We start from the raw sequence: 25,126 nt of genomic DNA, 5'->3' as shown, positions 1-25,126 counted from the left end.
TTGTTGGGCTTTAGTCGTTTTAGTGAACATACAATCGCTCTACTCACAAAGATGCAGGGAAAGTGTTATGAAAACGTTAGGTGAATTTATTGTCGAAAAGCAGCACGAGTTTTCTCATGCTACGGGTGAACTCACTGCTTTGCTGTCGGCAATAAAGCTGGGCGCTAAGATCATCCACCGTGATATCAACAAGGCCGGTCTGGTCGATATCCTGGGTGCCAGCGGTGCCGAGAACGTTCAGGGCGAGGTTCAACAGAAACTCGATCTGTTCGCAAATGAAAAACTGAAAGCTGCACTGCGCGCGCGCGACATCGTGGCGGGTATCGCCTCCGAAGAAGAAGATGAAATTGTCGTTTTCGAAGGGTGTGAACACGCTAAATACGTTGTGCTGATGGATCCGCTGGACGGTTCCTCTAACATCGACGTTAACGTTTCTGTCGGTACCATTTTCTCCATCTACCGCCGCGTCACGCCTGTTGGCACGCCGGTGACAGAGGAAGATTTCCTGCAGCCGGGCAGTAACCAGGTGGCGGCCGGTTACGTCGTTTATGGCTCCTCCACCATGCTGGTGTACACCACGGGCTGCGGCGTTCACGCCTTTACTTACGATCCCTCGCTGGGCGTTTTCTGCCTGAGTCAGGAACGTATGCGCTTCCCGGAGAAGGGTAACACCTACTCCATCAACGAAGGCAACTACATCCGATTCCCGAACGGCGTGAAGAAATACATCAAGTTCTGCCAGGAAGAAGATAAAGCCACTCAGCGCCCGTACACGTCCCGCTATATCGGCTCGCTGGTTGCTGACTTCCACCGCAACCTGCTGAAAGGCGGTATCTACCTCTACCCAAGCACGGCTAGCCACCCTGACGGCAAGCTGCGTCTGCTGTATGAATGCAACCCAATGGCGTTCCTGGCCGAACAGGCTGGCGGCAAGGCGAGCGACGGTAAAGAGCGTATTCTGGACATCGTGCCGGAAAGCCTGCACCAGCGTCGTTCGTTCTTTGTCGGCAACACCCATATGGTTGATGACGTTGAACGTTTTATCCGTGAGTATCCGGACGCATAACCCATAACACGGGGAGCCCTTCAGGCTCCCCGCTTCATTTATATATTTTACCGTATAAGTGTTTATAAAAAACACGCTTTAATATTCGGTTTTGCTCCTGCATTATTTCCATAACAGTTTGACAAATATTTCCTGGAGCCTAACCGTCATGAGAAATTATTCCCGTGCTAATACCGGCATTGATTTAAATCTTATCCCTGTTTTTATTGAAGTGGTCCGCTGCGGCAGTATGGCAAAAGCCTCCGTACGTCTGGAGATGTCGCGCCCCGCGGTGAGTCTGGCATTAAAACGCTTTAATCAGCTGTTTGACGAGCCGCTATTTTTCCGCAAAGGGTTATATCTTGAGCCGACTGAAAATGCATTAGCATTAACCCAGTCTCTGGAAATATTAATGGGCGACATTCATGATAATATTGGCGCATTAAATTCAGCGACACATAAAACCCCGACACAGAATGCGACGGGGCGGGAAAATATTATGCCGCTGTCTGAGCCGTCAGTTTAAATGATGCCATGGCGTCCATCAGCTGACGCGATTGCTCTTCCAGCGAGCGCGTCGCGGCAGAAGATTGCTGGACCAGCGCCGCATTCTGCTGCGCGGTTTCGTCCATCTGATTCACGGCAATATTCACCTGCTCAATGCCGCGACTTTGCTCCTGGGACGCGGTCGCAATCTCGCGCATCAGTTTGGTCATGCGCAGTACTTCTGTTGCGATCTCATCCATCGTTTCGCCAGCCTGCTGCGCCAGCTCGCTGCCTTCGTTTACGTGGGTCTGAGAATCACTGATAAGCGAACGGATCTCTTTTGCTGCGTCAGCGCTGCGGCTGGCGAGGTTTCGCACTTCACCGGCGACAACGGCAAACCCGCGCCCCTGCTCACCCGCGCGCGCCGCTTCCACCGAGGCGTTCAGCGCCAGAATATTGGTCTGGAAGGCAATGCCGTCAATGACGCTCAGAATATCGGCGATGCGTGCCGAACTGCCGGCGATATCACGCATTTTTTCAATGACGTAGCAGACCATTTCGCTGCCGTGATCGGCGGTGTCAGACACGGATTTCGCCAGCTGGTGCGCCTGCTCGGCGTTGTCTGCATTGAGTTTCACCGTGGCGGTGATCTCTTCCATGCTGGCGGCCGTCTGCTCAAGCGATGTCGCGGTGGATTCCGTGCGCTGGGCAAGATCCATGTTCCCCACCGTCAGCTCGCGGCTGCCGGTATCAATTTGCGAGCTGGCATCACGTACCCGTAAAACCGAGTTCATCAGAGACTGCCGCATCCCCTCAATGGCCGCGTTCAGGCGGTTAAACTCCTGGCTCGCCGGGTCATTCAGCGTGTGGGTTAAATCGCCCGCCGCCACGTTCTCCAGCTGAGCAATGGAGGCCGAAAGCGGTTTGAGCAGCATGTGACGCAGTACCAGCCACGCCAGCACAATAATGCCAGCCGTCAGCAGCGCGGCCACCACGATCAGGATCAGTACCCGGTTTTTGCTCGACTGCACGGCCTTCACTTCCGCTTTCCCGCGCGCTTCGCTCCATTTCTGAAAGACCTGCATATCATTATCAAACTGCGCCGCCACCGGGATCAGCGTGTTCTCCAGCAGATCGTAATAGCTGTCTGCGCTCTGATCGTTCAGGGCTTTCAGCATCGGGTCGATCCCCTGCTGGTTATAGGTCGCCAGGCTCGCGGCCACCTTATCCAGCAGTTTTTGTCCCTGCTCATCCGCCACCCCGCCGTCGATCACGCCTTTCAGCGTTTTACGGGCCTGGGCAATCTCCTGATTGATGTTTTTCACCGATTTGGCCGCGTCATCCAGCATGCCGATTTCCATCATCCGGACCGCCTGACCCGCTTCATTACGCGCGCGCAGGATCAGGGTATAGCCAGAATTAAGCTGCACCATCTGCTCACCCTGAAGGTGGTTGATGCGCTGGAGTGAAGAAGAACTCTGTGTGAGGGCATAAATGCCAATGCCGCTGACAAGCAGCAGCAGAAGAGTCATAACGGCCAGTAAAGAGAGCAAGCCGGTACGAATCGATAGCGTTTTAAGCATGATATTATTTCCGGTAGCGAGATATTTCTGGGCATAAAAAAAGAGTATCGGCCGCTACCGGAAAATGTTTAGACTTTAAGCAAATTCAGCGTGTTATGGCTCTGTTATTGAAGTGTTTACACGGGTAACAGGCGAGCTTTGTCGGTTCTCCCAGAGCACCGTCAGGCCGCGCTGCAGGGCGATAAAAATAAACAACAGAATGCCAATGGCGATCTTGGTCCACCATGAACTGAGTGTGCCGTCAAAGTTGATATAGGTCTGTATCAGCCCCTGGATCGCCACGCCGAACAGCGTCCCCAGCACCGTGCCAACGCCGCCGCTGAGCAACGTGCCGCCAATCACCACCGAGGCGATGGCATCAAGTTCCACCCCGACGCCTGCCAGGGCATAACCCGCCTGGGTATAAATCGAGAAGACGATCCCCGCCAGCGTCGCCAGTCCGGTCGAGAGCATATAGATGCGGATTGTGGTGCTGCGGGTGGAGATCCCCATCAGGTTTGCCGAGGTGGCACTGCCGCCAATGGCATAGACCTGATTACCAAACCGGGTACGGTGGGCAAGGAAGATCCCCACCACCACCACGCCCAGCATCAGCAACCCCATCGCGCTCAGACGACCGCCGCCGGGGATTTTCCACGCCAGGCTGGAGAGCGTGTCGTAGACAGGATGGTTAATCGGAATCGATTCTTCCGAGACCAGGTAGCTTACGCCGCGCAGGAAGAACATGCCGGCGAGGGTGATAATAAAAGCCGGAATTTTCAGCGCGTCGATCAAAAGCCCCATAAATGCGCCAAACGCGCAGCCCATCACCAGCACCAGCGGGAAAGCCAGCAGCGGCGAGATCCCCCAGAAACCGATCGCTTTTGCGAGGAATACGCCCGTGAAAGCGATCACCGACCCAACCGAGAGATCGATCCCGCCGGAGAGGATCACAAAGGTCATGCCAACGGCGATAATGCCTAAAAAGGCGTTATCCGTCAGAATGTTGCAAATCACCCGGGTAGAGGCAAAGCCCGGGAATTGCGTCAGGCAGTAGAGATAACCCAGCACAAACACGCCCAGGGTGATCATTAACGGTAAATTACGTTTTATCATGGCCACGGATCCCTTTAATGATGCTGACAAAGCGCGGCGACTGGACGATCAGCACGCAGAGCACGACCACCGCTTTCACCACCTGGTTGAGTTCCGGCTGAAAACCGGAGAGCAGGATCCCGGTATTCATACCCTGAATAATCAGCGCGCCGATCACCGAGAGCAACAGATTAAACCGCCCGCCCATCAGCGATCCGCCACCGATAACCACCGCCAGGATCGCATCTAGCTCCAGCCATAACCCGGCGTTGTTGGCATCCGCACCACGGATGTCCGCCGCGACGATCACCCCGGCAATGGCGGCGCAAATGCCGCTCAGCACATAGGTCAGCATAACCATCAGCCGTGTATTAACCCCGGCGTTTCGCGCCGCACGGATGTTAATTCCGACCGCTTCAATGAACATGCCCAGCGCCGTTTTACGGGTAAAGAGCCAGAACACCACTAATGTGACCAGCGCAATAACGATCGGCGTCGGAAAGAAGAACAACTTACCGCTGCCAAGCCATGCCAGGCCGGGGGAGTTGAAGGTCACAATCTGACCCGAGGTGATAAGCTGTGCCACACCGCGTCCAGCCACCATCAGGATGAGAGTGGCGACAAACGGCTGAATTTTCAGGACCGCCACCAGAATGCCGTTCCACAGTCCGGCCAGCACCCCGGTACCTAATGCAGCCAGCAGCACCACCGGCAGGCTGTGCCCGGCGACGGTCATGGACGCTGCCGTGGCGCCGGCGATGGCCATCACCGCACCGACGGAGAGGTCAATCCCGCCGGTGGCGATCACCAGCGTCATACCAATGGCCAGAAGCGCCACCGGGGCGGCGCGGTTTAAAATGTCTATCGGACTGCCAAACAGCCGGCCATCCTGCACGATAATCTGAAAGAAATGCGGGGCGACCAGGCTATCGATCAGCAGCACCAGCAGCAACGCGATAATTTGCGGCGTGCCGGTAGGCCAGGTGAAGCGGCGCCTGGTTGCACCGGTTTGCGGAAGCGAACGGGGCATCACGATTAACTCCTTACGCCGCGATGGCATTCATGATTGCCGGAACGGACAGTTTATCCAGCGGGATCTCTGCCACCTGCTTACGATCGCGCATGATGATGACGCGATCGGCATACCCCACCAGCTCTTCCAGCTCGGATGAAATAACCAGCAGCGCCAGACCGTCTGCACACAGCGTTTCGATAAGCCGGATAATTTCGGCGTGCGCCCCAACGTCGATACCGCGCGTCGGTTCATCGAGGATCAGGAACTGGGGTTTAGTCAGCAGCCAGCGTGACAGCAATACCTTCTGCTGGTTGCCACCGGAGAGAAATTCAATGGGCTGTTCAGCGCTCGGCGTACGTATACCGAGCTGACGGATAAATCGCTCGGCAATGGCGTTTTGCTCTTTCCGCGGGATGGGGCGTAGCCATCCGCGCTGCGCCTGCAGAGCCAGAATGATATTTTCCCGCACCGAGGCGGCGGCAATTATGCCATCGGTTTTCCTGTCTTCCGGGCAGAAGCCCACGCCCAGGCAGGAGGCCTGATGCGGCGATCGCAGGGTCTGCGGTTTACCTTTGATCAGCGCGCTGCCGCTGTCCGCAGGTTTGATCCCGAAGATCACCTCAGCGGTTTCGGTGCGCCCGGAACCCAGCAGGCCCGCCAGCCCGACAATTTCACCGGGCCGCACGTCCAGATTAAAGGGTGAGATCACCCCTTTTTTGCCAAAATCGCTGAAGGCTGCGACCGGTTTATCGCTGAGCAGCGTGCGGCCTGCACGCTGAAGCGCGTTGGTTTCCAGCTCGCGGCCCAGCATCATTTTGACCAGTTCTATCTGCGGCAGCTCGCGGGTTTCGCGGCAGCCGACAAAGCTGCCGTTGCGCAGCACCGTGATGCGATCGCTGACCTCATACACCTGATCGAGGAAGTGGGTGACGAAGATCAGGCTTACCCCCTGATCGCGCAGCTGGCGCATCAGGGTAAAGAGCATTTCGACTTCCTGGGTATCAAGGCTCGCGGTGGGCTCATCAAGGATCAGCACTTTCGCGGAGAGATCGATCGCCCGGCAAATCGCGACAATTTGCTGCATCGCGACGGAAAAACGGTTCAGCGGTTCGCGAACGTCCAGGGAGAAGCCATAGGATTCCATCAGCCTGGTGGCCCGCGCTTCCATCTCTTTGCGTCGCAGCAGGCCGAAGCGTCTTGGCTCACGGCCGATAAACAGGTTATCCGCCACCGACATATTCGGCAGCAGGTTCACTTCCTGGTAAACCGTCCCAATCCCCAGCTGCTGCGCATGGGCGGTGTTTTTTGGCGAAATGGCGTTGCCTTCTAGCCAGATTGTGCCGCTATCGGCATGGTAAACGCCGGTAAGTGCCTTAATCAGCGTCGATTTTCCCGCACCGTTCTCTCCCAGCAGCGCCATAATCTCACCGCGTCGCAGGCTAAAATCAACGTTATCCAGCGCTTTTACACCGGGGAAAAACTTGCTTAAGCCCTCTGTGCGGAGGATTTCCTGGTGTTGTGTGTCGGTCATGTTTCCCCCTCACCCTCGCCCTCTCCTGGTTGGGAAGAGGGAAATGTTCATGCCAGTCTACCCGCCCTTGTACACCCTCTCCCCTCAGGGGAGAGGAGGGGGTAAGGGGCGAGAGAAAAGGCCTTAGTAGCCCATATTTTTCTTCTTCTCTAACTCTTCTTTCGCGGTGTCAGGCAGGTAGAGCGTCGATTTGGTGATCGTCACTTTTTCAGGCAGGGTGCCGTCTTTCTTGAATTTCTCCAGCGCATCGAATGCCGGGCCAGCCATGTTTGGCGTCAGCTCCACGCTGGCGTTCGCTTCGCCGTCCATCATCGCTTTATAGATATCCGGCACGCCATCGATAGAGCCAGTGAGGATATCTTTGCCCGGCTTCAGCCCCGCTTCTTTGATGGCCTGAATAGCCCCGATCACCATGTCATCGTTGTGGGCGTAAACCATGCAGATGTTCTTGCCGTTGTTTTCAGCCTTGATAAAGCTCTCCATGACCTCTTTACCTTTACTGCGGGTAAAGTCGCCGGACTGAGAGCGGATAATCTTAATGTTTGGCGCTTTGGCGATGGCTTCCGCGAAGCCTTTCTTACGATCGATGGCCACGCTCGCCCCGACGGTACCCTGCAACTCAACGACGTTACACGGCTTGCCGTCCACCTGTTTCACCAGCCAGTCACCAATTAATTGACCCTCGAGAACGTTGTTGGCGGTGACGGTGGTCATATAGAGAGATTTGTCTTTTACATCAATGGAACGATCGAGCAAAACAACCGGGATCTCAGCGTCTTTCGCTTCCTTCAGGACCGGCTCCCAGCCAGTGGCCACGACCGGCGCAATAAAGATGGCATCAACGCCCTGGGCGATAAATGACCGCACGGCTTTGATCTGGTTTTCCTGTTTTTGCTGCGCATCGGCGATTTTCAGGGTGATACCGCGTTTCTGGGCCTCGCTTTTCGCAACGTTGGTTTCTGCCGCTCGCCAGCCGGATTCAGAGCCGACCTGGGAAAAACCTACGGTTAAAGGGGCGGCCATCGCCATAGACGACATGGCTGCCGAAACTGCTGTGACAAGAAGTAAGCGCTTCCACATATGAACGTCCTCGTAGGGGTGTTTATTGTTGGTTAAAAGATGTTCTGCGAAATGACTATAGCCAATGAAATATGTAACGAATTGCGTTACATCACACTTCAGAAAAGTGAATAAAACGTTAATCACAAGTTTGTAATCGCTTTCATTTCACCATTAAAAAAGCGGCTGAGTTTATGGATTTTCCTGTCATGGAATCGGTCTGAAAAGTGGGGAGAACGTGGAGAGAAGACGAAAACAGGCGGAGACATTCAGCGCCAGTTGGCTATAATACCTGCCACTTGTTTACCATCCATTTTAAAGGACACAGACATGAGCTTACTCAACGTCCCTGCGGGTAAAGAACTGCCAGAAGACATCTACGTAGTTATCGAAATCCCGGCTAACGCAGATCCTATCAAATACGAAGTGGACAAAGAGAGCGGTGCGCTGTTTGTAGACCGTTTCATGTCTACCGCCATGTTCTACCCATGCAACTACGGTTACATCAACCACACCCTGTCTCTGGACGGTGACCCGGTTGACGTACTGGTTCCAACGCCATACCCACTGCAGCCAGGCGCAGTCATTCGCTGCCGTCCTGTTGGCGTGCTGAAAATGACCGACGAATCTGGTGAAGATGCGAAACTGGTTGCTGTTCCGCACACCAAACTGAGCAAAGAGTACGATCACATCAAAGATGTGAACGACCTGCCAGAACTGCTGAAAGCGCAGATCACTCACTTCTTCGAGCACTACAAAGACCTCGAAAAAGGCAAGTGGGTTAAAGTTGACGGCTGGGAAAACGCAGAAGCAGCGAAAGCGGAAATCATCTCCTCTTTCGAACGCGCTGCGAAGAAGTAATTCTTACCGCTGAATAATAAGGCCCCGCGAGTCGGGGCTTTTTTGTACCTTGCGTCTGACGCGATACTGGCACGCTAAATACGGTATAGCGGGTAACATCTCAAGGAACCAGCAGAATATATGAGCTTGTGACCCCAGGTTTTGTCCCCGGCAGAGCCGACCTGTTTGAAGAGCTTGCAGGGTATTATGAGAGTGATGACCTGATATTTACCGAGATAGGTCTTTGATATCATCTAACGCTATTAATAGCCTGCATTTGCCCTACACGCTGCGTTAAAACAATTACCGACGAATATGCCCGTTTCGTGTCTGCTTCAGGGCTGTATGAAGACAGGTGTATCTACCCTTTTTGTTGCAATGCACAGCGGGTAGAGTAAACGGCATACCCTGAGCTCAGGTGCTACTAATATCACCCATAGCTATTTTTTAATTGAGTTGCTGGTCAGCACACTCCTGACCGTCGCGATTGTGGGCGTTTTACATGCTACGTTTCTTTCTTCACAGCATAAAGATGGGCTACATAAAGGCGTTTGACTGTTACGGCAAAGACAGCAAATGGCAGTATCTCTGCATCATGACATTCCAGCTCGCCTGGTTTTTGTTTTATTTATGGATCCCCTACCGTAGCGATTATGCCATTGTGCTGTTTTTACTGTTTTTTATTCCCGTCATTTCAAGCAATACGCGGTGCATCAACTACTACGGCTTTTCACGCGCCCTGTGCCTGATATGGCTGGTTGCTCCGTACATCATGCTTTTTGTTCCGCTGTTTTTGACCCGACGCCGAAGCACAGAAGAGAGCTAAGCCCATAAAAAACAACGCCACCTGACGGTGGCGTTGTTTTTTTCAGTACTGGTCTCTGTCTAACCAGTTACCGCTTACAATCCGCTTTAACCCCTTGACCGGACGCTGGTAGACGTACATCCACGCACTTCCATACGGCGTCTGGATCAACTGGCGAGCGTATTCACCGCCCCTGGTGCGCAAGGCATCAAGTTCGGCAAGTGTAGCATTATCAATACGATAAACTTCACCCTGTACTGTTCCTTCCCCAGGAACCGCGCCTGGATAGTGGCCCAGGCTATACAACTGGTAGTTCTCGATATTGTAATTCCCCAGCAGCAGGGCATTGGTCATCCAGTGACTGTTGCCTTGCTTGGTTCGTAAACTGCCGTAGACAAATATTCGCATTGCTAAAACTCAAACTGATAGAGCAGATCAAGTGCCTGGTCTACGCCGGACACTGCTTCCAGATATAGCTTAGGCATAAGGCGATAGCGTAACGTGAGTGTTGCCAGTGAGTCAAAGATCCCCACGCCATATTTTACCTGCAGACCCGGCAGTACATAGCCACTGACCACCACTTGCGAGGAGTCACCCACGCCCTGGGTGTCCAGTGCCAGATTGCTTACGCCGAACGTCTCGCCGATTTTACCCACAACCTGCCCACTTTGTGCAACCCCCAGACCCACTAACATCGAGGTCATCGCTGCACTGTCGCTCTGGCCGCTCTCCAGTCCTTGCCCACGCAGCAGGTAAGACAGGGCTTCCTGTTGCGACATTGCCGGGTCGGAGAAGATCTCCGCCTTCGGCTCATCAGCAGAGCCGGTAACGCGAACACCCGCAATAACGTCGTTTTCGGTGGCTTCCGGGTTACGAATCGCTTCGATATTGAGCAGTGGCTGATCCGGTGGGCCGGAGAACAGCAGCTCACCTTTACGCACAATCAGATCCTGACCATAGGCATGGAAGCGCCCTTCAGGAATATTGATCTGGCCGTTCAGACCCAGACCCTGCTTGTCCTGCGCGACTTTCAGATCCCCCGTCAGTCTCGCCTTCAGCCCAAACGCATCCAGACGCACGTTATTGCCGACGTGAACGGTGAGGTTACTGTTGATCGGAATACCGGCGCTCTTCTGCTCAACGGGTTTGAGATTTTCATTGAGCATGACTTCGTCACTGGAGACGCCCACCGCGCTCTCAGGCACCTCGTGCACCACGATGCGTGCCCACGGTACGTCCACGTTGCCGTCCAGCGTGAAGAGGCTTGGGGTGGCTTCAAAGACAATATCCGGGGATACGTCCAGACGTACCATCGGCGGTACGGTGATCCGCACCTTGCTGCCTTTGGCCGCAACACGGGCCCGCCAGTTATCAAGCTGGCTCCAGTCGGCGTCGCCGCTGAGGTTGATTTGCCCCTGCTGGGTACGCACCACCCCGGCGAGGGTCGAGCTCATGCCGTTGAAGTTCATCGCAATCTGGCTTGGCTGCATATCAAACGGCATAAAGTTGCCGTCGATATCCACGCCGTTAAGCTGCATCTGGCCAAACAGCTGCGGGCTTTGCGCATTGCCCGCCAGGCGCAGGTTCGCGCTGAGCATCCCCTCTGCTTTTTCTCCACGTGAGAAAATCGGGTTGGCCATCGCCAGGTTGAAGTTGCGGATATTAACGTTACCGGCGAGATTACGGCGTCCTTGCGGATCGGTAATCTGCACCTGCCCGTCAAACTGACCGTTGTTGGTCAGACGGATAAGCCACCCCAGCTCCGCGCGGTTGTTATGCAGATCGGCACTCAGGTTGAGGGTATCAAACGCCACCGGCAGCGGTGCGTCGTTCACCTCCTGTATCACCTTCACGTTACGACCAGAGAGCGTCACGCTACCCTGCGGCAGCCCCTCTTTGGTCGTGTCCCACGCGACATCGGCTTTCCCGCTAAAGACGCCGCTGGCCTGAGTCGTGTCCGGCATAAACGGTTTTAGCATCGCCAGGTCGAAGCGATTAAGGTTGATCTGCGCACGCCCTTCAGCCCCCGCATCAATGGTCTGCGGCACGCACAGTTCCGCATTCGGGTTGGTCCAGCAGTGCGGTCCGATACTGATCTTTTGTTCGGCGTTGCGGTAGTCCAGCGCGATAGAGCGGGACAGCGCCAGCGGCCCTACCGGGGTGTTGAAGCGGGTATTGTCCAGCGTCCCTTTCCAGCGCGCCTGTTTGCGATCAAAGCTTCCGGTCAGATGAAGCTGACCGGATACCGGCTCGCCCTGCACCTTAAGCTGGAGATCGTGCTGTTTTTCGTTACCTTTGGCATCCAGAGTGACCAGATTAATGTTCACGTCGGGCTGAGAAATGCGCTCCACGCGCAGGTTCAGGTTACCGCCAATCTGATCGGTGGATTTCACATCCCCTTCGACGCGAACCCGCGCAACGGTCAGCGCCTGCCAGCGCAGGTTGCTGGCGGTGATATCGGCCAGCAGCTGCGGAGCCTCTACCGTGCCGCGCACCTTCACTAACCCTTTCGCCGTACCGCCCAACCCTGGCAGGGCGTTATCCAGATTTGGCGCATCAATGGTGGCATCGAGATTAAGATCTTTCACCCCCAGCTCGCCTTTGATATCCGCCGTGTTACGGCCCAGCGCCACGTGCAGACCCGGGATCACCCACTGCAGATAGCTGTTGCCCTTCAGCGAGCCTTCAACGTTGACCTTATTCTGCTTCACGTTACCGGTAAGCTTGATTTCCGGCACGTCCATCTGCCACGTACCGCCATACAGGCTGCCGCGGGTTTTGATCAGGCCGTCCAGTTTTGATGGCCAGTCTGGCACCTCTTTGGCCGTGTTGATCCCCGTCAGCTTCAGCTCGCCGCGCCAGCTGATCGCCTGCTGCCAGTCGAGCAGCGCGGTGAGTTCAGTTTTGCCTTCCAGCGCCGCGACGGTCAGTTTGTCGAGATTCACCTGCTGCTCGTTGCCTTTAGCATCCAGCGTAATCGTCGCTGGCGGAACACCTTGCCCCTTCACCGCCGTGCGGAACGACAGGGTGTAATCCGTCATTTTGCCGCTCAGCTTGAGCTTCAGGTCATCGGCCTGGAACTGTTTTTCGCCGGTGAACGGCCAGTAGAGCTGCTTACTGACAACCTCAAGGTTGAGCGGCAGCCCCGCTTCCGCCAGCTGCGTTTGCGCGCGCAGATCCATATCCACCGGGCCGGAGAGGTTAACGCCGACATCCAGTTTATCGCGCAGCGCCCCGCCCACTTTGACCTTCACTTTTTCGCCTTTCAGCGGGTCGATGTTGAGCGAACTGTTCAGGGTGATATCCACCGGCCAGTTGTCGCGCAGCAGGGCATTCCCTGACGCGTTAACCGAGCCCTGGTTGGTGTCGATATCCAGCGCGTCGAGTTTCATGTTGCCGTCGATGCTGCTGACTTTAAGCAGCATGTTGAAGACCGTCAGATCGGTATCGCCGGTGAGACGCAGCTGCTCGCCTTTAAACTCTTCGATATTCAGGTTCAGCGGCAGATGAACGTCCGTCATCTCCGGCAGCACAGGTTTAGAGAAGAGATCTTTCAGCGTTTCGCCCAGCGGTTTCTCTTCCGGCTGCGGGTTCTGGATCTTCGGCTCGACAATTTCTTCCTGCGCCACGTCCGCCACTTTCGGCAGCGCAATCAGCAGCCCCTGAAGGGAGGTTGGCGTCAGAGCGAGGTTTTTCTCCTGCCAGCGCAGGCCGGAGGTGAAATCCATGACGGAGACGGTGGTGTCGTCGATTTTGACATTGACGTTATCCAGCGCCACCCGATAGAGGGCAATCGGATACGGTGTGGAGAGATTCAGCGGGCCGCTATCCTCTTCCTCAACGGGTGCCGATTTCGGCATTTTCTTCGAATCTATCGCCACGTTCACGTCTTTCAGCGATAGATCGTTAACGCACAGCTTGCTGTCCCGCAGGCAGCCCAGCTTCACCGCGAGGTGAAATTCCCCCGCGTTTACCGCCACGCCAGGCTGCTCATAGCGGATGTTTTTCAGACGCAGATCGCGCCAGCCGCCTGTCACCTGGCCAATTTCCAGCCCGGGAACCCAGCGGTTAGCCGCGTTAAACAGCAGATGCAGGCCAGACGTCGTTCCGACCAGAAACGCCACCGTACCGAGCAGCAGTACGATAAAAATCAGCACCCCGAGGCTTATCTTCTTCCATAAACTCATAATTCAGGCCCCAGACCGATGTAAAACTGTAAACCGTGTTCTTCTTTATCACCCACCGGCACGGCGAAATCGAGCTTGATTGGCCCGACGGGAGACTGCCAGCGTACGCCCACGCCCGCGCCGGTTTTAAAGTCGCTGCGGCGGATATCGCTTACCGCTTCGCCGCCGTCGACAAACATCGCGCCCCACCATTTTCCGCTGACGTTGTACTGGTACTCCAGCGAGCCGGTAGCCAGCTTGGAGGCACCAATCAGCTTGCCGTCATCATCTTTCGGCGCGATGGATTTGTATTTGTAACCGCGAATACTGCGGTCGCCACCGGCGAAGAAGCGCAGATCCGGCGGAACTTTGTCGAAGTCGCCGGTTTCAATCCAGCCGAGGTTGCCGCGCATCACGAAGCGGTGTTTGTCATACAGCGTGCGGATCCAGACGTTTTGCGCCTGAATCACCGAGAAATCCACATCGGAACCCCACATGGTGTTGGAGTAATCGATGGAGTAACGCTGGGAATCGCCCCAGGTTGGCATCAGGCCGCCACGCGAGCGGGTACGGCTGATCATCACCCCCGGGTAGAGCAGCATGGTGGTGTTGGTGACGTTGGCCTGGGTAAAGTGGTCCAAACTCCAGCGCAGGTTAATGGCGCGCTGCCAGCCGCTGGAGAGGTCCCAGTATCGCGATACCGCAAGCGTGGTGGAATCTGCCTCGGTATCGTTCAGGTCGGTACGCTTAAAACCGCCCTGAACAAGGTAATACTGTTCAAGCGGGTTTTTCAGCAGCGGCATTTTGTAGCTGAAATCGAGCTGCTGTTCCGGCGCTGAGATACTGGCGCTGGTGGTCAGGCTGTGACCGTATGAGTTCATCCACGGCTTTTTCCACGTGGCTTTCACGCGCGGACCGACGTCGGTCGAATAACCAACGCCAGTCTCAATGGTGTTCTCGGTGCGCGGCGAAACAACGCCATGCAGCGGCAACACCTTGGTTTTGCGCGATTTATCAAACTCCGGCGCGACAACCACCGAGTTAAACCACCCGGTGGCGGAGAGGCGGCGGTTCAGCTCCGCCAGATCACGCGACTGGTAGTAATCGCCCTTTTTGAAAGGCACGAGGTTTTGCAGATACTCTTCACGAATTTGTGAGCCTTCGAAGGTCACATCGCCGAAACGATAACGTTCGCCGCTGTCATAATCGATATCCCAGAAGGCCTGGTGCCTGTCGAGCGCAATGCCCAGCTGGCTTTTGTCGAACTGGCTGTCAAAGTACCCCTTACGCAGGGAGACGCTCGTCAGCTCTTTTTTGAAATGGTCGTAGTCACCGTGGTTCAGCACGGTACCGTTTTTCGGCCGCGTGCTGAGCAGATCCAGGTAATCCCGGTCCGTACGCGCGCCGCCGCGCAGAATGACGTTAGTGCCGCCGATCAACACCGGCTCACCCGGTGAAACGCGGGCAATAAGCACCTGTCGCCCCTTCTTTGGCGGCGGACGGAGATCGAAATCAATGGTGGGTTCGTAATAACCCAGCGCTTTCAGCCCTTCGCGGATCGCATCATCCACGCGCGCGCGAAAACGCCGGTCCGGCGTCACTTCGTCGCTCTCGATGGTCGACAGCTGCGCACGCACGTTTTTTTCCAGCGCCCCGGATAACCCCTCAACCTGCAAACGGACATTCGCCGCGCTGGCAACCCCGCTTGTCAGCAATAAACTGACCAAACATAACTGGCGGATTTTTGTCACGTTTTCTCCTGAATATCCTTTTTTCCACCCTGGAAGCAAATGAAGTGCCGCTCCGCGGCAAAATACGGCCTGTTAGCCAAAAACCCACATCACGGGTTGAAAACGGGTGTAACACCCAAATATTTCTTATGATTAAATCTAGACTCATTCAGCGCATTTATTGTGTTCAATTAAACGCTTCGTGACAACCTTAACCGAAACATCGCAGCCCGGGAGGCCCCCATCGTGAGTTTATTCGACAAAAAGCATCTTGTTTCACAAGCTGATGCATTACCGGGACGCAACACCCCTATGCCTGTGGCGACCTTACACGCCGTGAATGGCCATTCAATGACAAACGTTCCTGATGGAATGGAAATCGCCCTGTTCGCCATGGGCTGCTTCTGGGGCGTAGAACGTCTCTTCTGGCAACTCCCCGGCGTTTACAGCACCGCGGCGGGTTACACGGGGGGGTATACGCCAAACCCAACCTATCGCGAAGTGTGCTCTGGCGAGACCGGTCATGCCGAAGCCGTACGCGTGGTGTATGACCCTGCCGTCATTAGCTATGAGCAACTTCTGCAGGTGTTCTGGGAAAACCACGACCCGGCCCAGGGCATGCGTCAGGGTAACGACCACGGCACCCAGTACCGCTCGGCTATCTACCCTCTCACTCCGGAGCAGGAGACGGCCGCCCGCGCAAGCCTTGAGCGCTTCCAGAAAGCGATGCACGATGCCGGTGACAACCGCGAGGTCACCACGGAAATCGCCTCTGCCAAACCGTTCTACTATGCGGAAGACGACCACCAGCAGTACCTGCATAAAAACCCGTACGGCTACTGCGGTATCGGGGGTATCGGCGTCTGCCTGCCGCCACAGCTGGCCTGATTACTGGTCTAGCGCCACGCGAGCCGCGTGGCGCGTGGCATTACTGACCGACCCATAATTCATGACTTTTCCCTGCAACAGCAGGTTAAAAACCGGTGCCTGCGGCCTGTTAAGGCGGGTCTGCAGCAGGTGCACGGCCTCAATCCCCAGTTCGCGGCAGGGCACCGTGACCCCCGTGACCGGTTTTTCCAGCCGGTGCGCTAAATTCCAGGCAAAATCGGTGGTAATCAGAGAGATGTCTTCCGGGACGCGCAGCCCGTGGCGGGTTAATGCCCTCACCACACCTTCGGTCATGCTGGTGCTGTTCGGGAAAATCACCTCTGGCCACTGCGCTCTGTCATGACTCAGCAGCCACTCATCCAGCGCCCGCTCGGCTTCGTCTGCGGTAAACCACTCCGTCACGAGTAAATCACGCTGCGGCTCAAAGGCGACGTGAAAATGGCGATACGCCTCTTTAATGCCATCCAGACGAGCGTAAAGCGTATCTCGCCGAAGGCAGGTCAGCGTCAGGACCCGCCGATGCCCCTGTTCAAAGAGATACTGCATGGCGGTGAAGCCAATCGCCCGGTGATCGGGTGATACCGAATCCAGTACCCGCTCCCGGTCCACGGAATTAATTAAGACGCAGGGTTTATTGAGCGTGCTGGCCAGTTTAAATATGGTGGCATCATCAGTACCAATAATAATTATCGCGTTGATGTTCTTCTGGCTGGCCTTTTCCATAAATAATTTTACATCGGCGTGCTGTTCTTCTAATCCGCAACAGCTGACCCACACATTGTGTGGCGAGCAGGCCTCAGCAATCCCTTTGGTCACCTCCAGATAAAAAATATCGCCGCGCCCCTGAAAGGTTCTTTCCGGAGCAAAAACGGCAATACCGTTAATCAACAGCCGTCCACTGGCCATGGACTCCAGCACGCCCAGCTCTCGTGCGGTGCGAACGATCGCATCCCGGGCTTTATCGCTGGTATATGACTTGCCGCTTAATACCCTCGACACCGTGCTAACGGAATATCCCGTGAGGGCCGCGATCTCCTCCATTTTTAACCTGCCCGGCATAGTGTGATCTCGCTCTCAATCAGTTTTTGCAAATATTTGCAGAAACAGCCTTTTGATTTTAAAACCAAATTTCAGAAAGCCTGGAGATTACTTATTCACCTTGCGAGTATTCTCACAAAAACACATTGTCGCTACGCCTCGCCTTTCCTATTTTCCGGTCATCACTTCTTTTCAACTGAAATTAAGGTGTGACATGGAGAAGGTACGTTTTGGCATTATTGGTATAGGTAATATCGGTACGGTCCACGCACGTTATTTACTCGCGGGTACGGTCAATGACGCCTGCCTGACGGCGGTTTGTGACAATGCACCGGAAAAACACCCGGCCATTCGCCAGCTGGTGGGGGCCATTCCCCTGTTCAGTGATGCCCAGGAGATGATCCAGAGCGGGCTTATCGACGCGGTGATTGTCGCCACGCCCCATTACGAACATCCGCGCCTGTCGATGCTGGCGATGCGTAACGGCATTCATACCCTGTGTGAAAAACCGGCAGGCGTTTATACGGCGCAGGTGCAGGAGATGAACGCCTGCGCGCGTGAGTGCGACGTGGTGTTTGGCATCATGTATAACCAGCGACCAAACCCGCTCTACCGGAAGGTTAAGGATCTTATCGACAGCGGCGAGCTGGGCGAGATCCGCCGCTCTAACTGGATAATCACCAACTGGTACCGCTCGCAGAGCTACTACAACTCCGGCGGCTGGCGCGCGACCTGGAAAGGAGAAGGCGGCGGCGTCTTGCTCAACCAGGATCCGCATCAGCTCGATCTCTGGCAGTGGCTGGTGGGCATGCCGGTCCGCCTGCGCGCGTTTTGCCAGTTCGGCAAACATCGTGACATTGAAGTGGAAGACGAGGTCACCGCCTATGCCGAGTATGCCGGTGGGGCTACCGGTGTATTTATCACTACCGTGGCAGAAACGCCGGGGACAAATCGCCTGGAGATCGTCGGGGATCGCGGCAAAGTGGTCGTCGAAGAGGGACGGCTTCGCTACTGGCGGCTACGTGAGTCCGAAACCGCGTTTAACGCCCGCTGGCAAAACGGTTTTGGGGAGCCTGAATGCTGGGAGGTCGACATTCCTGTCGCCGCCGAATGCAGCGAACATCATGTCATTACCGCAAATTTCTGCGCCGCCATCCTGCGCGGTGAACCGCTGATTGCACCGGGCCTGGACGGGATCCACGGCCTGACGCTCTCCAATGCCATGCATCTTTCCACCTGGACTGACGACTGGGTCGAACTGCCGATCAACGAGAAACACTACTTGCGCCTGCTCCAGCAACGCATCAGCACCTCTGTTGCTAAAGAGGCCATAAACGTGACGCTTGATGCCTCAGGCACCTGGTAACTCCGGAGACGACACGATGCTAAATATCGCCATTGTAGGTACAGGCAATATCTCACATAACCATATTCAGGGTTATTTGCAGTTTGGTCAGCGCTGCCGGATTGTCGCGCTGGTGGATATCTACCCGGAAAAAGCGCACGAGAAAAAAACGCGCTACGGCCTGACGCAGGCCCGCGTGTATGAGAGCCATCAGCAGATGCTGGCATCCGAGCCAGACGTCGATATCGTCGATGTCTGCACCCCGCCGTATGTCCACGCACAGATCAGCATTGATGCACTGGAGGCCGGGTGCCATGTGCTGTGTGAAAAGCCGATGGCCGCCTCGCTTGAGGAGTGTGACGCGATGATTGCGGCTCAGCAGGCCAGCGGCAAAACGCTCTCCATCATTGCGCAAAATCGTTTTACCGATGCCTTCTGGCGCTTAAAAGCAGCGCTGGATTCCGGCCTCGCGGGCAAAATCTGCCATGCGCAGGTGGATTCGTTCTGGTGGCGCGGCCACTGCTATTACGATCTGTGGTGGCGTGGCACCTGGGAAAAAGAGGGGGGCGGCTGCACGCTCAATCACGCGGTTCACCATATCGACGCTATTCAGTGGATGCTCGGGTTTCCATCCGAGGTGGTGGCGATGATGACCAACGTGGCGCATGACAATGCCGAAGTGGAAGACCTCAGCGCCGCAATATTCAAATATCCCAGCGGCGCACTCACGCAGCTTACCGCCTCGGTGGTGCATCACGGCGAAGATCAGAAGATCGTCATCCAGGGCGAGCGCGCACGCATCTCTGCCCCCTGGCAAGCCTGTGCCAGCGTGAGTGCCGATAACGGTTTTCCTCAGGAAACTCACGACCAGCAGCGGGAAGCACAGCTCAACGCTGTTTTTGCGCAGACAGCGGCACTCGCGTGGACGCTGCATACCGGGCAGATTAACGACCTGCTGCTGAGTATTGAACGCGGCACGGCTCCGCTGGTGGATGGATTACAGGGAAAACGCTCGCTGGAGTTGATTACCGCAATTTATAAATCTGCCATCACCCGCACCGTGGTCTCGCTCCCCATTCCACGTGACGATCCGTTTTACCGTACCGGCGGGATTAACACCCTCGCCCCCCGTTTTCATGAGAAATCCGCAAGCGTGGCCAACTTCAGCGAAGTGGGCGCTATCCCCCTGGGTAAAGATCTGGATCGAGGAATCTGAAGATGAATAAACATGACGGAATGAACTACGCGCCAGTCGGCAAACCTCAGCCCGTTGTCCGGGAAGGTGAGTTTGTCTTTGCCGCTGCCGCGCTCGACCACGGGCATATTTATGGAATGTGTAACGGGCTGATTGAGGCCGGCGCCACGCTGAAATGGGTTTACGATCCCGATCCGTCCAGAGTGGATAAATTTATCCAGCAGTATCCGCAGGCCAGAGTGGCGGATTCGCTGGAGGCGATCCTCGCCGATAACGAGGTGCGTCTGGTGGCAGGCGCCGCCATCCCCTCTGAGCGCTGTGCGCTGGGGCTGAAATCGATGGCGGCGGGGAAGGATTACTTTACCGACAAAGCGCCGCTCACCACCCTTGAACAGCTGGCAGATGCCAAAGCGATGGTTGAAAAAACCGGTAAGAAATACGCAGTTTACTACAGCGAACGTCTGCATGTTGAGAGTGCTGTCTTTGCCGGTCAACTGGTAAAGCAAGGTGCCATCGGCGACGTGGTACAAACGCTGGGGACAGGCCCACACCGTGAAGGCGAAGGAAGGCCGGATTGGTTTTACGATCGGCGATACTTCGGCGGCATCCTGTGTGACATCGGCAGCCATCAGATTGAGCAGTTCCTTTTTTACACCGGCAACCGCGATGCAACCGTGATGGCAAGCCAGGTCCGGAACGTTAAACACCCGCAGTACCCCGCCTTTGAAGATTTTGGCGACGCAATGCTCAAAGGCGAAAACGGCGCCAGCGGCTACTTCCGCTGCGACTGGTTTACCCCGGACGGGCTGTCCACATGGGGTGACGGGCGACTGACGCTGCTCGGCACCGAGGGCTACATCGAAATCCGCAAATACGTCGATTTAACCCGCGGCGAGCAGGATGTGGTTTATCTCGTCAATAAAGAGGGGGAGTTCCGTTATCCGGTAGCAGGCCAGGTCGGATTCCCGTTCTTTGGCGAACTGATCCTCGACTGTCTCCATCGGACTGAAAATGCCATGACGCAGGCGCACGCTTTCAAGGCTGCGGAGCTGTGCGTGAAGGCTCAAATGCTCGCCAACGCGGCGGGTTAAGGGGAGCCGGAGATGACTATCCTGAATACCGCTATCATCGGCGGCGGGGCGATTCATGGCTGCCATGTCAATGCCCTGCGCCAGATACCCAACGTCGCGCTGCGTGCGCTGGTCGACATCGACAGCGTTAAAGGACTGGCGCTGGCGAAAGACTATCAATGCCGTTTTTATCAGGATTACCGGGAAATGCTGCTGGATGATGCCATCGACGTGGTACACATCTGTACGCCCCATTTCGAGCATAAAGAGATGATTCTGGCGGCACTCGCCGCCGGGAAGCATGTTTTTTGCGAAAAACCGGTGGGCATGAACACCCGTGAACTCATTGATATCACCCGTGCCGCCGATCGGGCTCAGAGCCTGCTCGGCGTGTGCTATCAGAACCGGCTCAACCCCACCAGCCAGCGTATTCGGCAGGAGTTAGGCCATGGACAGCTGGGGAAAATGCTCAGCATCAGGGCAGTACTCACATGGTCACGCGCGGGCGCTTACTACACGCAAAGCCCCTGGCGCGGTCGGCTGGCAACAGAAGGCGGGAGTCTGCTGATCAACCAGGCAATCCATACGCTCGACCTGATGCAGTGGTTCGGCGAAGGCGTGACGCGAGTGAAAGGCGTGGTGGATAGCGGTGAGCTGGCAGACGTGACCGAAGGCGAAGACAGCGCAATGGCCACGCTACACTTCGCCAACGGCGCCCGCGGCCTGTTTTATGCCAGCAATTGCCACACCACGGACGCCCCTCTCCTGCTGGAGATCCACTGTGAACGCGGCTCGCTGCTGCTGAATGACAACACTCTCTGGCGCGTCACGCCGGGTGAGCGGTTAAAACTGGCAAGCGATGATTCCCCCGACGGCACGGTAAAAAGCTACTGGGGGCTGGGTCATCAGCAGGCGATCCACCGGTTTTATACTGCCGTTCAGCATCCGGAAAACAGAGACTATATCGATATCCGTACCGCCGGAAAATCACTCACCCTTGTGGAGGCTATTTATCGGTCATCTCAAACAAGACAATGGATAAATATCAACAACCAGAACGTAATTTGAATTCCAGACGTTAATAAAAATACGCCCCGTAAAACGGGTTAATCATTACCCTACACTGGATATTATTATGGTCAAACCAACTGAACGTAGAGTTGGTTATGGCGTGGCGCTTGGCTACGGCATAACCGATCTGTTTGGCGGAGGCGCTTTCGCCATTATCGGCACCTGGCTGTTATTTTTTTACACGACCTATTGCGGGCTGTCTGTTATTGAAGCGGGCTCTATATTTGCTATCGCCCGCGTCATTGATGCGCTGTTAAGCCCGATCATGGGTTATATCACTGATAATTTTGCGGGTACCTGGCTCGGCCGTAAATTTGGCCGTCGCCGTTTCTTTTTATTACTGAGTTCCCCGTTAATGTTTTTGTATGCCCTGCTGTGGCTGACGGATATGGGATACTGGTATTACCTGGGAACCTATCTCTCTATTGAACTGCTGTCGGCGATGGTGCTGGTGCCTTGGGAGACGCTGGCCGCAGAAATGACGAACCGCTACGAAGAGCGCAGCCGACTTTCAGGGGTGCGCATGATCTGCTCTCAGCTTGGGGGGTTTCTTGCCGTTTCCGTCCCCGGCGTCATTATGCAGTTCACCGGGAAAGACAATCCGTTTACCTATACGCTCACCGGACTGATATTTTCCTGCGTTTTTTGCCTTGCGGTGTTTATTACGTGGTACACCACATGGGAAGCGAAAGATGTGCATCAGGAGTCCGATTTTAAGATAGATAACCAGCGCAGCAGCGGGGTAGCCAATCATCTGAAATATCTGGTACTGGACCTCTTTTCGTCCTTTCGCATCCGCGCATTCCGCCTGCATATCATTATTTATATCTTCTCGTTTACTGCGATGGACGTCTTCGGCTCGGTCTTTACCTATTATGTCGTTTATTGTCTGAGCCAGGATGCGGCGGCCGTGTCGGGCTGGCTGAGCATTGCCGCCTTTGCCTCGGTACCAGGCACGTACGGATTTATGCTGCTTTTGAACCGGCTGAATATCACGCCGTCCGCCGCGCTGCGCCTCTCTTATGGCTGTATCTTCGCCGTGCTGGTATTCCTGTTTACGGTCTACCTCACCAAAACGCAGGTGCCAACGCTGCTGTTCTCGGGAGTCTTTATCCTGCTCGGTGCCGCCCGCTCTGGTCTTTATTACATCCCGTGGAATATCTACAGTTTCATCCCTGATATCGATGAGATTGTGACGCAGCAGCGCCGCGAAGGGATTTTTGCCGGCGTGATGGTATTGACCCGCAAAAGCACCGTGGCGATTGCCATCATGATCATCGGCCTGGTGCTGCAGGAGTCAGGGTTTGTGAAGGGCAGCGGCGCACAGCCTGAAAGCGCGTTGGGGGCCATTATCGGCCTGCTGATTTTCGCGACGGCGGCCCTTCTGGCCGTGAGCTTCTTCACGACCTATAAATTTAAACTGACCCGCGAGACGCACAAGCTGCTGCTGAAGGAGATTGCGCGCCGCAAGCTGGGCGGAGATTATCGCGACTGCGACGCCAACACCCGCGTGGTGATCAAACAGCTCACCGGCTATGAGTATGATCAGGTGTGGGGAGGGGATGCCACGCGCCGGGCGGCAGGAAACGCCAGTTTATCCGCAGTAAAATAGCCGTACGTACCGGGCAGCGCTTCGCTGCCCGGCCGGTTTTATGCCAAAATGTGACCTCTGGCAGATTTACACGCCTTTACGCTATACTACCCGCTGAAATAATCAGCTCAACGCTACGAGCTGACGTTCTATGTGTCTTCACACAAATGTAATTAACTTCCCTTCCGAGGATCTGGCTGAAGCCGGATAAACTATGTTAAACAGTATTTTAGTGATACTTTGTCTCATTGCCGTCAGTGCATTTTTCTCGATATCCGAGATCTCGCTGGCCGCCTCCCGTAAAATCAAACTGAAACTGCTTGCTGACGAAGGCAACGTTAACGCATCACGCATACTCAAAATGCAGGAAAACCCGGGAATGTTTTTCACCGTGGTGCAGATTGGCCTGAACGCGGTCGCCATCCTGGGCGGTATCGTGGGGGATGCAGCATTTTCACCGGTGTTTCATGGCCTCTTCGCACGCTACTTTTCACCTGAACTCTCCGAGCAACTGAGTTTTATTCTCTCCTTCTCGCTGGTGACTGGCCTGTTCATCCTCTTCGCTGATCTGACCCCGAAACGCATCGGTATGATTGCGCCAGAAGCTGTGGCTTTGCGCATCATCAACCCGATGCGCTTCTGCCTGTTCCTGTTCCGTCCGCTGGTGTGGTTCTTCAACGGCCTGGCCAATAGCATTTTCCGCCTGTTTAAAATTCCGATGGTGCGAAAAGACGATATCACCTCTGATGATATCTATGCGGTCTTCGAAGCGGGTGCCCTGGCGGGCGTGCTGCGCAAGCAGGAGCACGAGTTAATTGAGAACGTGTTTGAGCTGGAATCCCGTACCGTACCGTCATCCATGACCGGACGTGAAAACGTGATTTGGTTCGACCTGCACGAAGACGAGCAGAGCCTGAAGCAAAAGGTGGCCGAGCACCCGCACTCCAAGTTCCTGGTCTGTAATGAAGATATCGACCACATCATCGGTTATGTGGACTCGAAAGACCTGCTGAACCGCGTGCTGGCCAACCAGAGCCTGGCGCTCAACAGCGGCGTTCAGATCCGCAATACCCTGATTGTTCCGGATACCCTCACCCTCTCTGAAGCGCTGGAAAGTTTCAAAACGGCCGGTGAAGATTTTGCCGTTATCATGAACGAATACGCGCTGGTGGTGGGCATCATCACCCTCAACGATGTGATGACCACGCTGATGGGCGACCTGGTTGGCCAGGGTCTGGAAGAGCAGATTGTGCAGCGTGACGAGAACTCATGGCTTATCGACGGCGGTACGCCGATTGACGATGTCATGCGCGTGCTGGATATCGACGAGTTCCCGCAGTCAGGTAATTACGAGACCATTGGCGGCTTTATGATGTTTATGCTGCGAAAAATCCCGAAACGTACCGACTCGGTGAAATTCTCTGGCTACAAGTTTGAAGTGGTGGATATTGATAACTACCGCATCGACCAGCTGCTGGTGACGCGTATCGATAATAAACCGACCGTGCTGGTGCCGCGGATGCCTGACGCAGAAGAGAAAGTTTCGGCGTAAGGCCCATAAACATCAACGGCTCCCATCGGGAGCCGTTTTTTT

At 55.4% G+C, this 25,126-nt stretch carries 20 protein-coding genes; 11 read left to right on the top strand and 9 right to left on the bottom strand.

All coding sequences use genetic code 11. From position 1 onward, the window contains the following. Positions 1-67: 67 nt before the first annotated feature. Both fbp and ACMVME_RS10460 read left to right on the top strand, forming a co-directional pair. A complete protein-coding gene (fbp, locus tag ACMVME_RS10465) occupies positions 68-1,066 on the top strand; it encodes a class 1 fructose-bisphosphatase (RefSeq protein WP_020882906.1) in 999 nt (332 codons plus the stop codon). 148 nt (positions 1,067-1,214) lie between these two features. Next, positions 1,215-1,571: a helix-turn-helix domain-containing protein gene (locus ACMVME_RS10460; protein ID WP_414743443.1), complete on the top strand. Its 357-nt coding sequence runs from the start codon at positions 1,215-1,217 to the stop codon at positions 1,569-1,571. Here ACMVME_RS10460 and ACMVME_RS10455 read toward each other — a convergent pair. From ACMVME_RS10455 to ytfQ, 5 genes are all read right to left on the bottom strand, one after another. Then, the gene (locus ACMVME_RS10455; protein WP_414743424.1) at positions 1,543-3,114 is read right to left on the bottom strand and encodes a methyl-accepting chemotaxis protein; all 1,572 of its coding nucleotides are present in this window, start codon (positions 3,112-3,114) and stop codon (positions 1,543-1,545) included. The two genes, ACMVME_RS10460 and ACMVME_RS10455, sit on opposite strands and share 29 nt — an antisense overlap. A 93-nt stretch (positions 3,115-3,207) precedes the next feature. Beyond that, entirely contained in the window at positions 3,208-4,209 is a 1,002-nt protein-coding gene (gene yjfF / locus ACMVME_RS10450; protein ID WP_032679508.1) for a galactofuranose ABC transporter, permease protein YjfF, read from the bottom strand. Beyond that, positions 4,196-5,221, bottom strand: a complete 1,026-nt coding sequence (ytfT, locus tag ACMVME_RS10445; protein WP_025205793.1) for a galactofuranose ABC transporter, ATP-binding protein YtfT — start codon at positions 5,219-5,221, stop codon at positions 4,196-4,198. Before ytfT ends, yjfF begins: the two co-directional genes overlap by 14 nt. Positions 5,222-5,231: 10 nt before the next feature. Further along, complete coding sequence (gene ytfR, locus ACMVME_RS10440) at positions 5,232-6,734, bottom strand: galactofuranose ABC transporter, ATP-binding protein YtfR (protein WP_414743423.1); 1,503 nt, start codon at positions 6,732-6,734, stop codon at positions 5,232-5,234. A 123-nt stretch (positions 6,735-6,857) separates the two neighbouring features. Beyond that, positions 6,858-7,814, bottom strand: a complete 957-nt coding sequence (gene ytfQ, locus ACMVME_RS10435; protein ID WP_020882912.1) for a galactofuranose ABC transporter substrate-binding protein YtfQ — start codon at positions 7,812-7,814, stop codon at positions 6,858-6,860. 309 nt (positions 7,815-8,123) lie between these two features. Between ytfQ and ppa the strand changes: the two genes are divergently transcribed. Both ppa and ACMVME_RS10425 read left to right on the top strand, forming a co-directional pair. Then, entirely contained in the window at positions 8,124-8,654 is a 531-nt protein-coding gene (ppa, locus tag ACMVME_RS10430; RefSeq protein WP_020882913.1) for an inorganic diphosphatase, read from the top strand. A gap of 511 nt (positions 8,655-9,165) precedes the next feature. Next, positions 9,166-9,459: a hypothetical protein gene (locus ACMVME_RS10425; RefSeq protein WP_047954957.1), complete on the top strand. Its 294-nt coding sequence runs from the start codon at positions 9,166-9,168 to the stop codon at positions 9,457-9,459. 42 nt (positions 9,460-9,501) lie between these two features. Here the strand turns inward: ACMVME_RS10425 and ACMVME_RS10420 are convergent, their stop codons facing one another. The 3 genes from ACMVME_RS10420 to tamA are packed head-to-tail and all read right to left on the bottom strand — an operon-like array spanning position 9,502 to position 15,355. Further along, a complete protein-coding gene (locus tag ACMVME_RS10420; protein ID WP_068795283.1) occupies positions 9,502-9,846 on the bottom strand; it encodes a gamma-glutamylcyclotransferase in 345 nt (114 codons plus the stop codon). A gap of 2 nt (positions 9,847-9,848) precedes the next feature. Then, positions 9,849-13,625, bottom strand: a complete 3,777-nt coding sequence (gene tamB / locus ACMVME_RS10415) for an autotransporter assembly complex protein TamB (protein ID WP_032681855.1) — start codon at positions 13,623-13,625, stop codon at positions 9,849-9,851. Continuing rightward, a complete protein-coding gene (gene tamA / locus ACMVME_RS10410) occupies positions 13,622-15,355 on the bottom strand; it encodes an autotransporter assembly complex protein TamA (RefSeq protein ID WP_020882918.1) in 1,734 nt (577 codons plus the stop codon). Before tamA ends, tamB begins: the two co-directional genes overlap by 4 nt. Positions 15,356-15,580: 225 nt before the next feature. On the opposite strand from tamA, the gene msrA reads away from it, so the two are divergent. Further along, a complete protein-coding gene (gene msrA, locus ACMVME_RS10405; protein ID WP_020882919.1) occupies positions 15,581-16,222 on the top strand; it encodes a peptide-methionine (S)-S-oxide reductase MsrA in 642 nt (213 codons plus the stop codon). Here the strand turns inward: msrA and ACMVME_RS10400 are convergent, their stop codons facing one another. Continuing rightward, entirely contained in the window at positions 16,223-17,281 is a 1,059-nt protein-coding gene (locus tag ACMVME_RS10400; protein WP_014168356.1) for a LacI family DNA-binding transcriptional regulator, read from the bottom strand. A 193-nt stretch (positions 17,282-17,474) separates the two neighbouring features. Here ACMVME_RS10400 and ACMVME_RS10395 point away from each other — a divergent pair, with 193 nt between their 5' ends. The 6 genes from ACMVME_RS10395 to ACMVME_RS10370 all read left to right on the top strand — a co-directional run bounded on the left by ACMVME_RS10395 (position 17,475) and on the right by ACMVME_RS10370 (position 25,084). After that, positions 17,475-18,626 carry a Gfo/Idh/MocA family protein gene (locus ACMVME_RS10395; RefSeq protein ID WP_025205803.1) on the top strand — a complete coding sequence of 384 codons (1,152 nt, stop codon included), beginning with the start codon at positions 17,475-17,477 and terminating at the stop codon, positions 18,624-18,626. A 16-nt stretch (positions 18,627-18,642) separates the two neighbouring features. Beyond that, positions 18,643-19,821 (top strand): Gfo/Idh/MocA family protein, encoded by a 1,179-nt coding sequence (locus ACMVME_RS10390; protein ID WP_063157024.1) that lies wholly within the window; start codon positions 18,643-18,645, stop codon positions 19,819-19,821. 2 nt (positions 19,822-19,823) lie between these two features. Next, positions 19,824-20,891, top strand: a complete 1,068-nt coding sequence (locus ACMVME_RS10385) for a Gfo/Idh/MocA family protein (protein WP_032681859.1) — start codon at positions 19,824-19,826, stop codon at positions 20,889-20,891. A 12-nt stretch (positions 20,892-20,903) separates the two neighbouring features. After that, the gene (locus ACMVME_RS10380) at positions 20,904-21,938 is read left to right on the top strand and encodes a Gfo/Idh/MocA family protein (protein ID WP_068795285.1); all 1,035 of its coding nucleotides are present in this window, start codon (positions 20,904-20,906) and stop codon (positions 21,936-21,938) included. A gap of 67 nt (positions 21,939-22,005) precedes the next feature. Next, positions 22,006-23,553, top strand: coding sequence for an MFS transporter (locus ACMVME_RS10375; RefSeq protein WP_014168350.1), 1,548 nt, complete (start codon positions 22,006-22,008; stop codon positions 23,551-23,553). A 193-nt stretch (positions 23,554-23,746) separates the two neighbouring features. Continuing rightward, positions 23,747-25,084 (top strand): hemolysin family protein, encoded by a 1,338-nt coding sequence (locus ACMVME_RS10370; protein WP_014168349.1) that lies wholly within the window; start codon positions 23,747-23,749, stop codon positions 25,082-25,084. Positions 25,085-25,126 lie beyond the last annotated feature (42 nt).

The organism is Enterobacter cloacae complex sp. 2024EL-00711 (genome assembly GCF_047529885.1).
GTDB lineage: Bacteria > Pseudomonadota > Gammaproteobacteria > Enterobacterales > Enterobacteriaceae > Enterobacter > Enterobacter ludwigii.
Note: the sequence above shows the minus strand (reverse complement) of the source record. Positions and strands in the feature narration are given on the sequence as shown.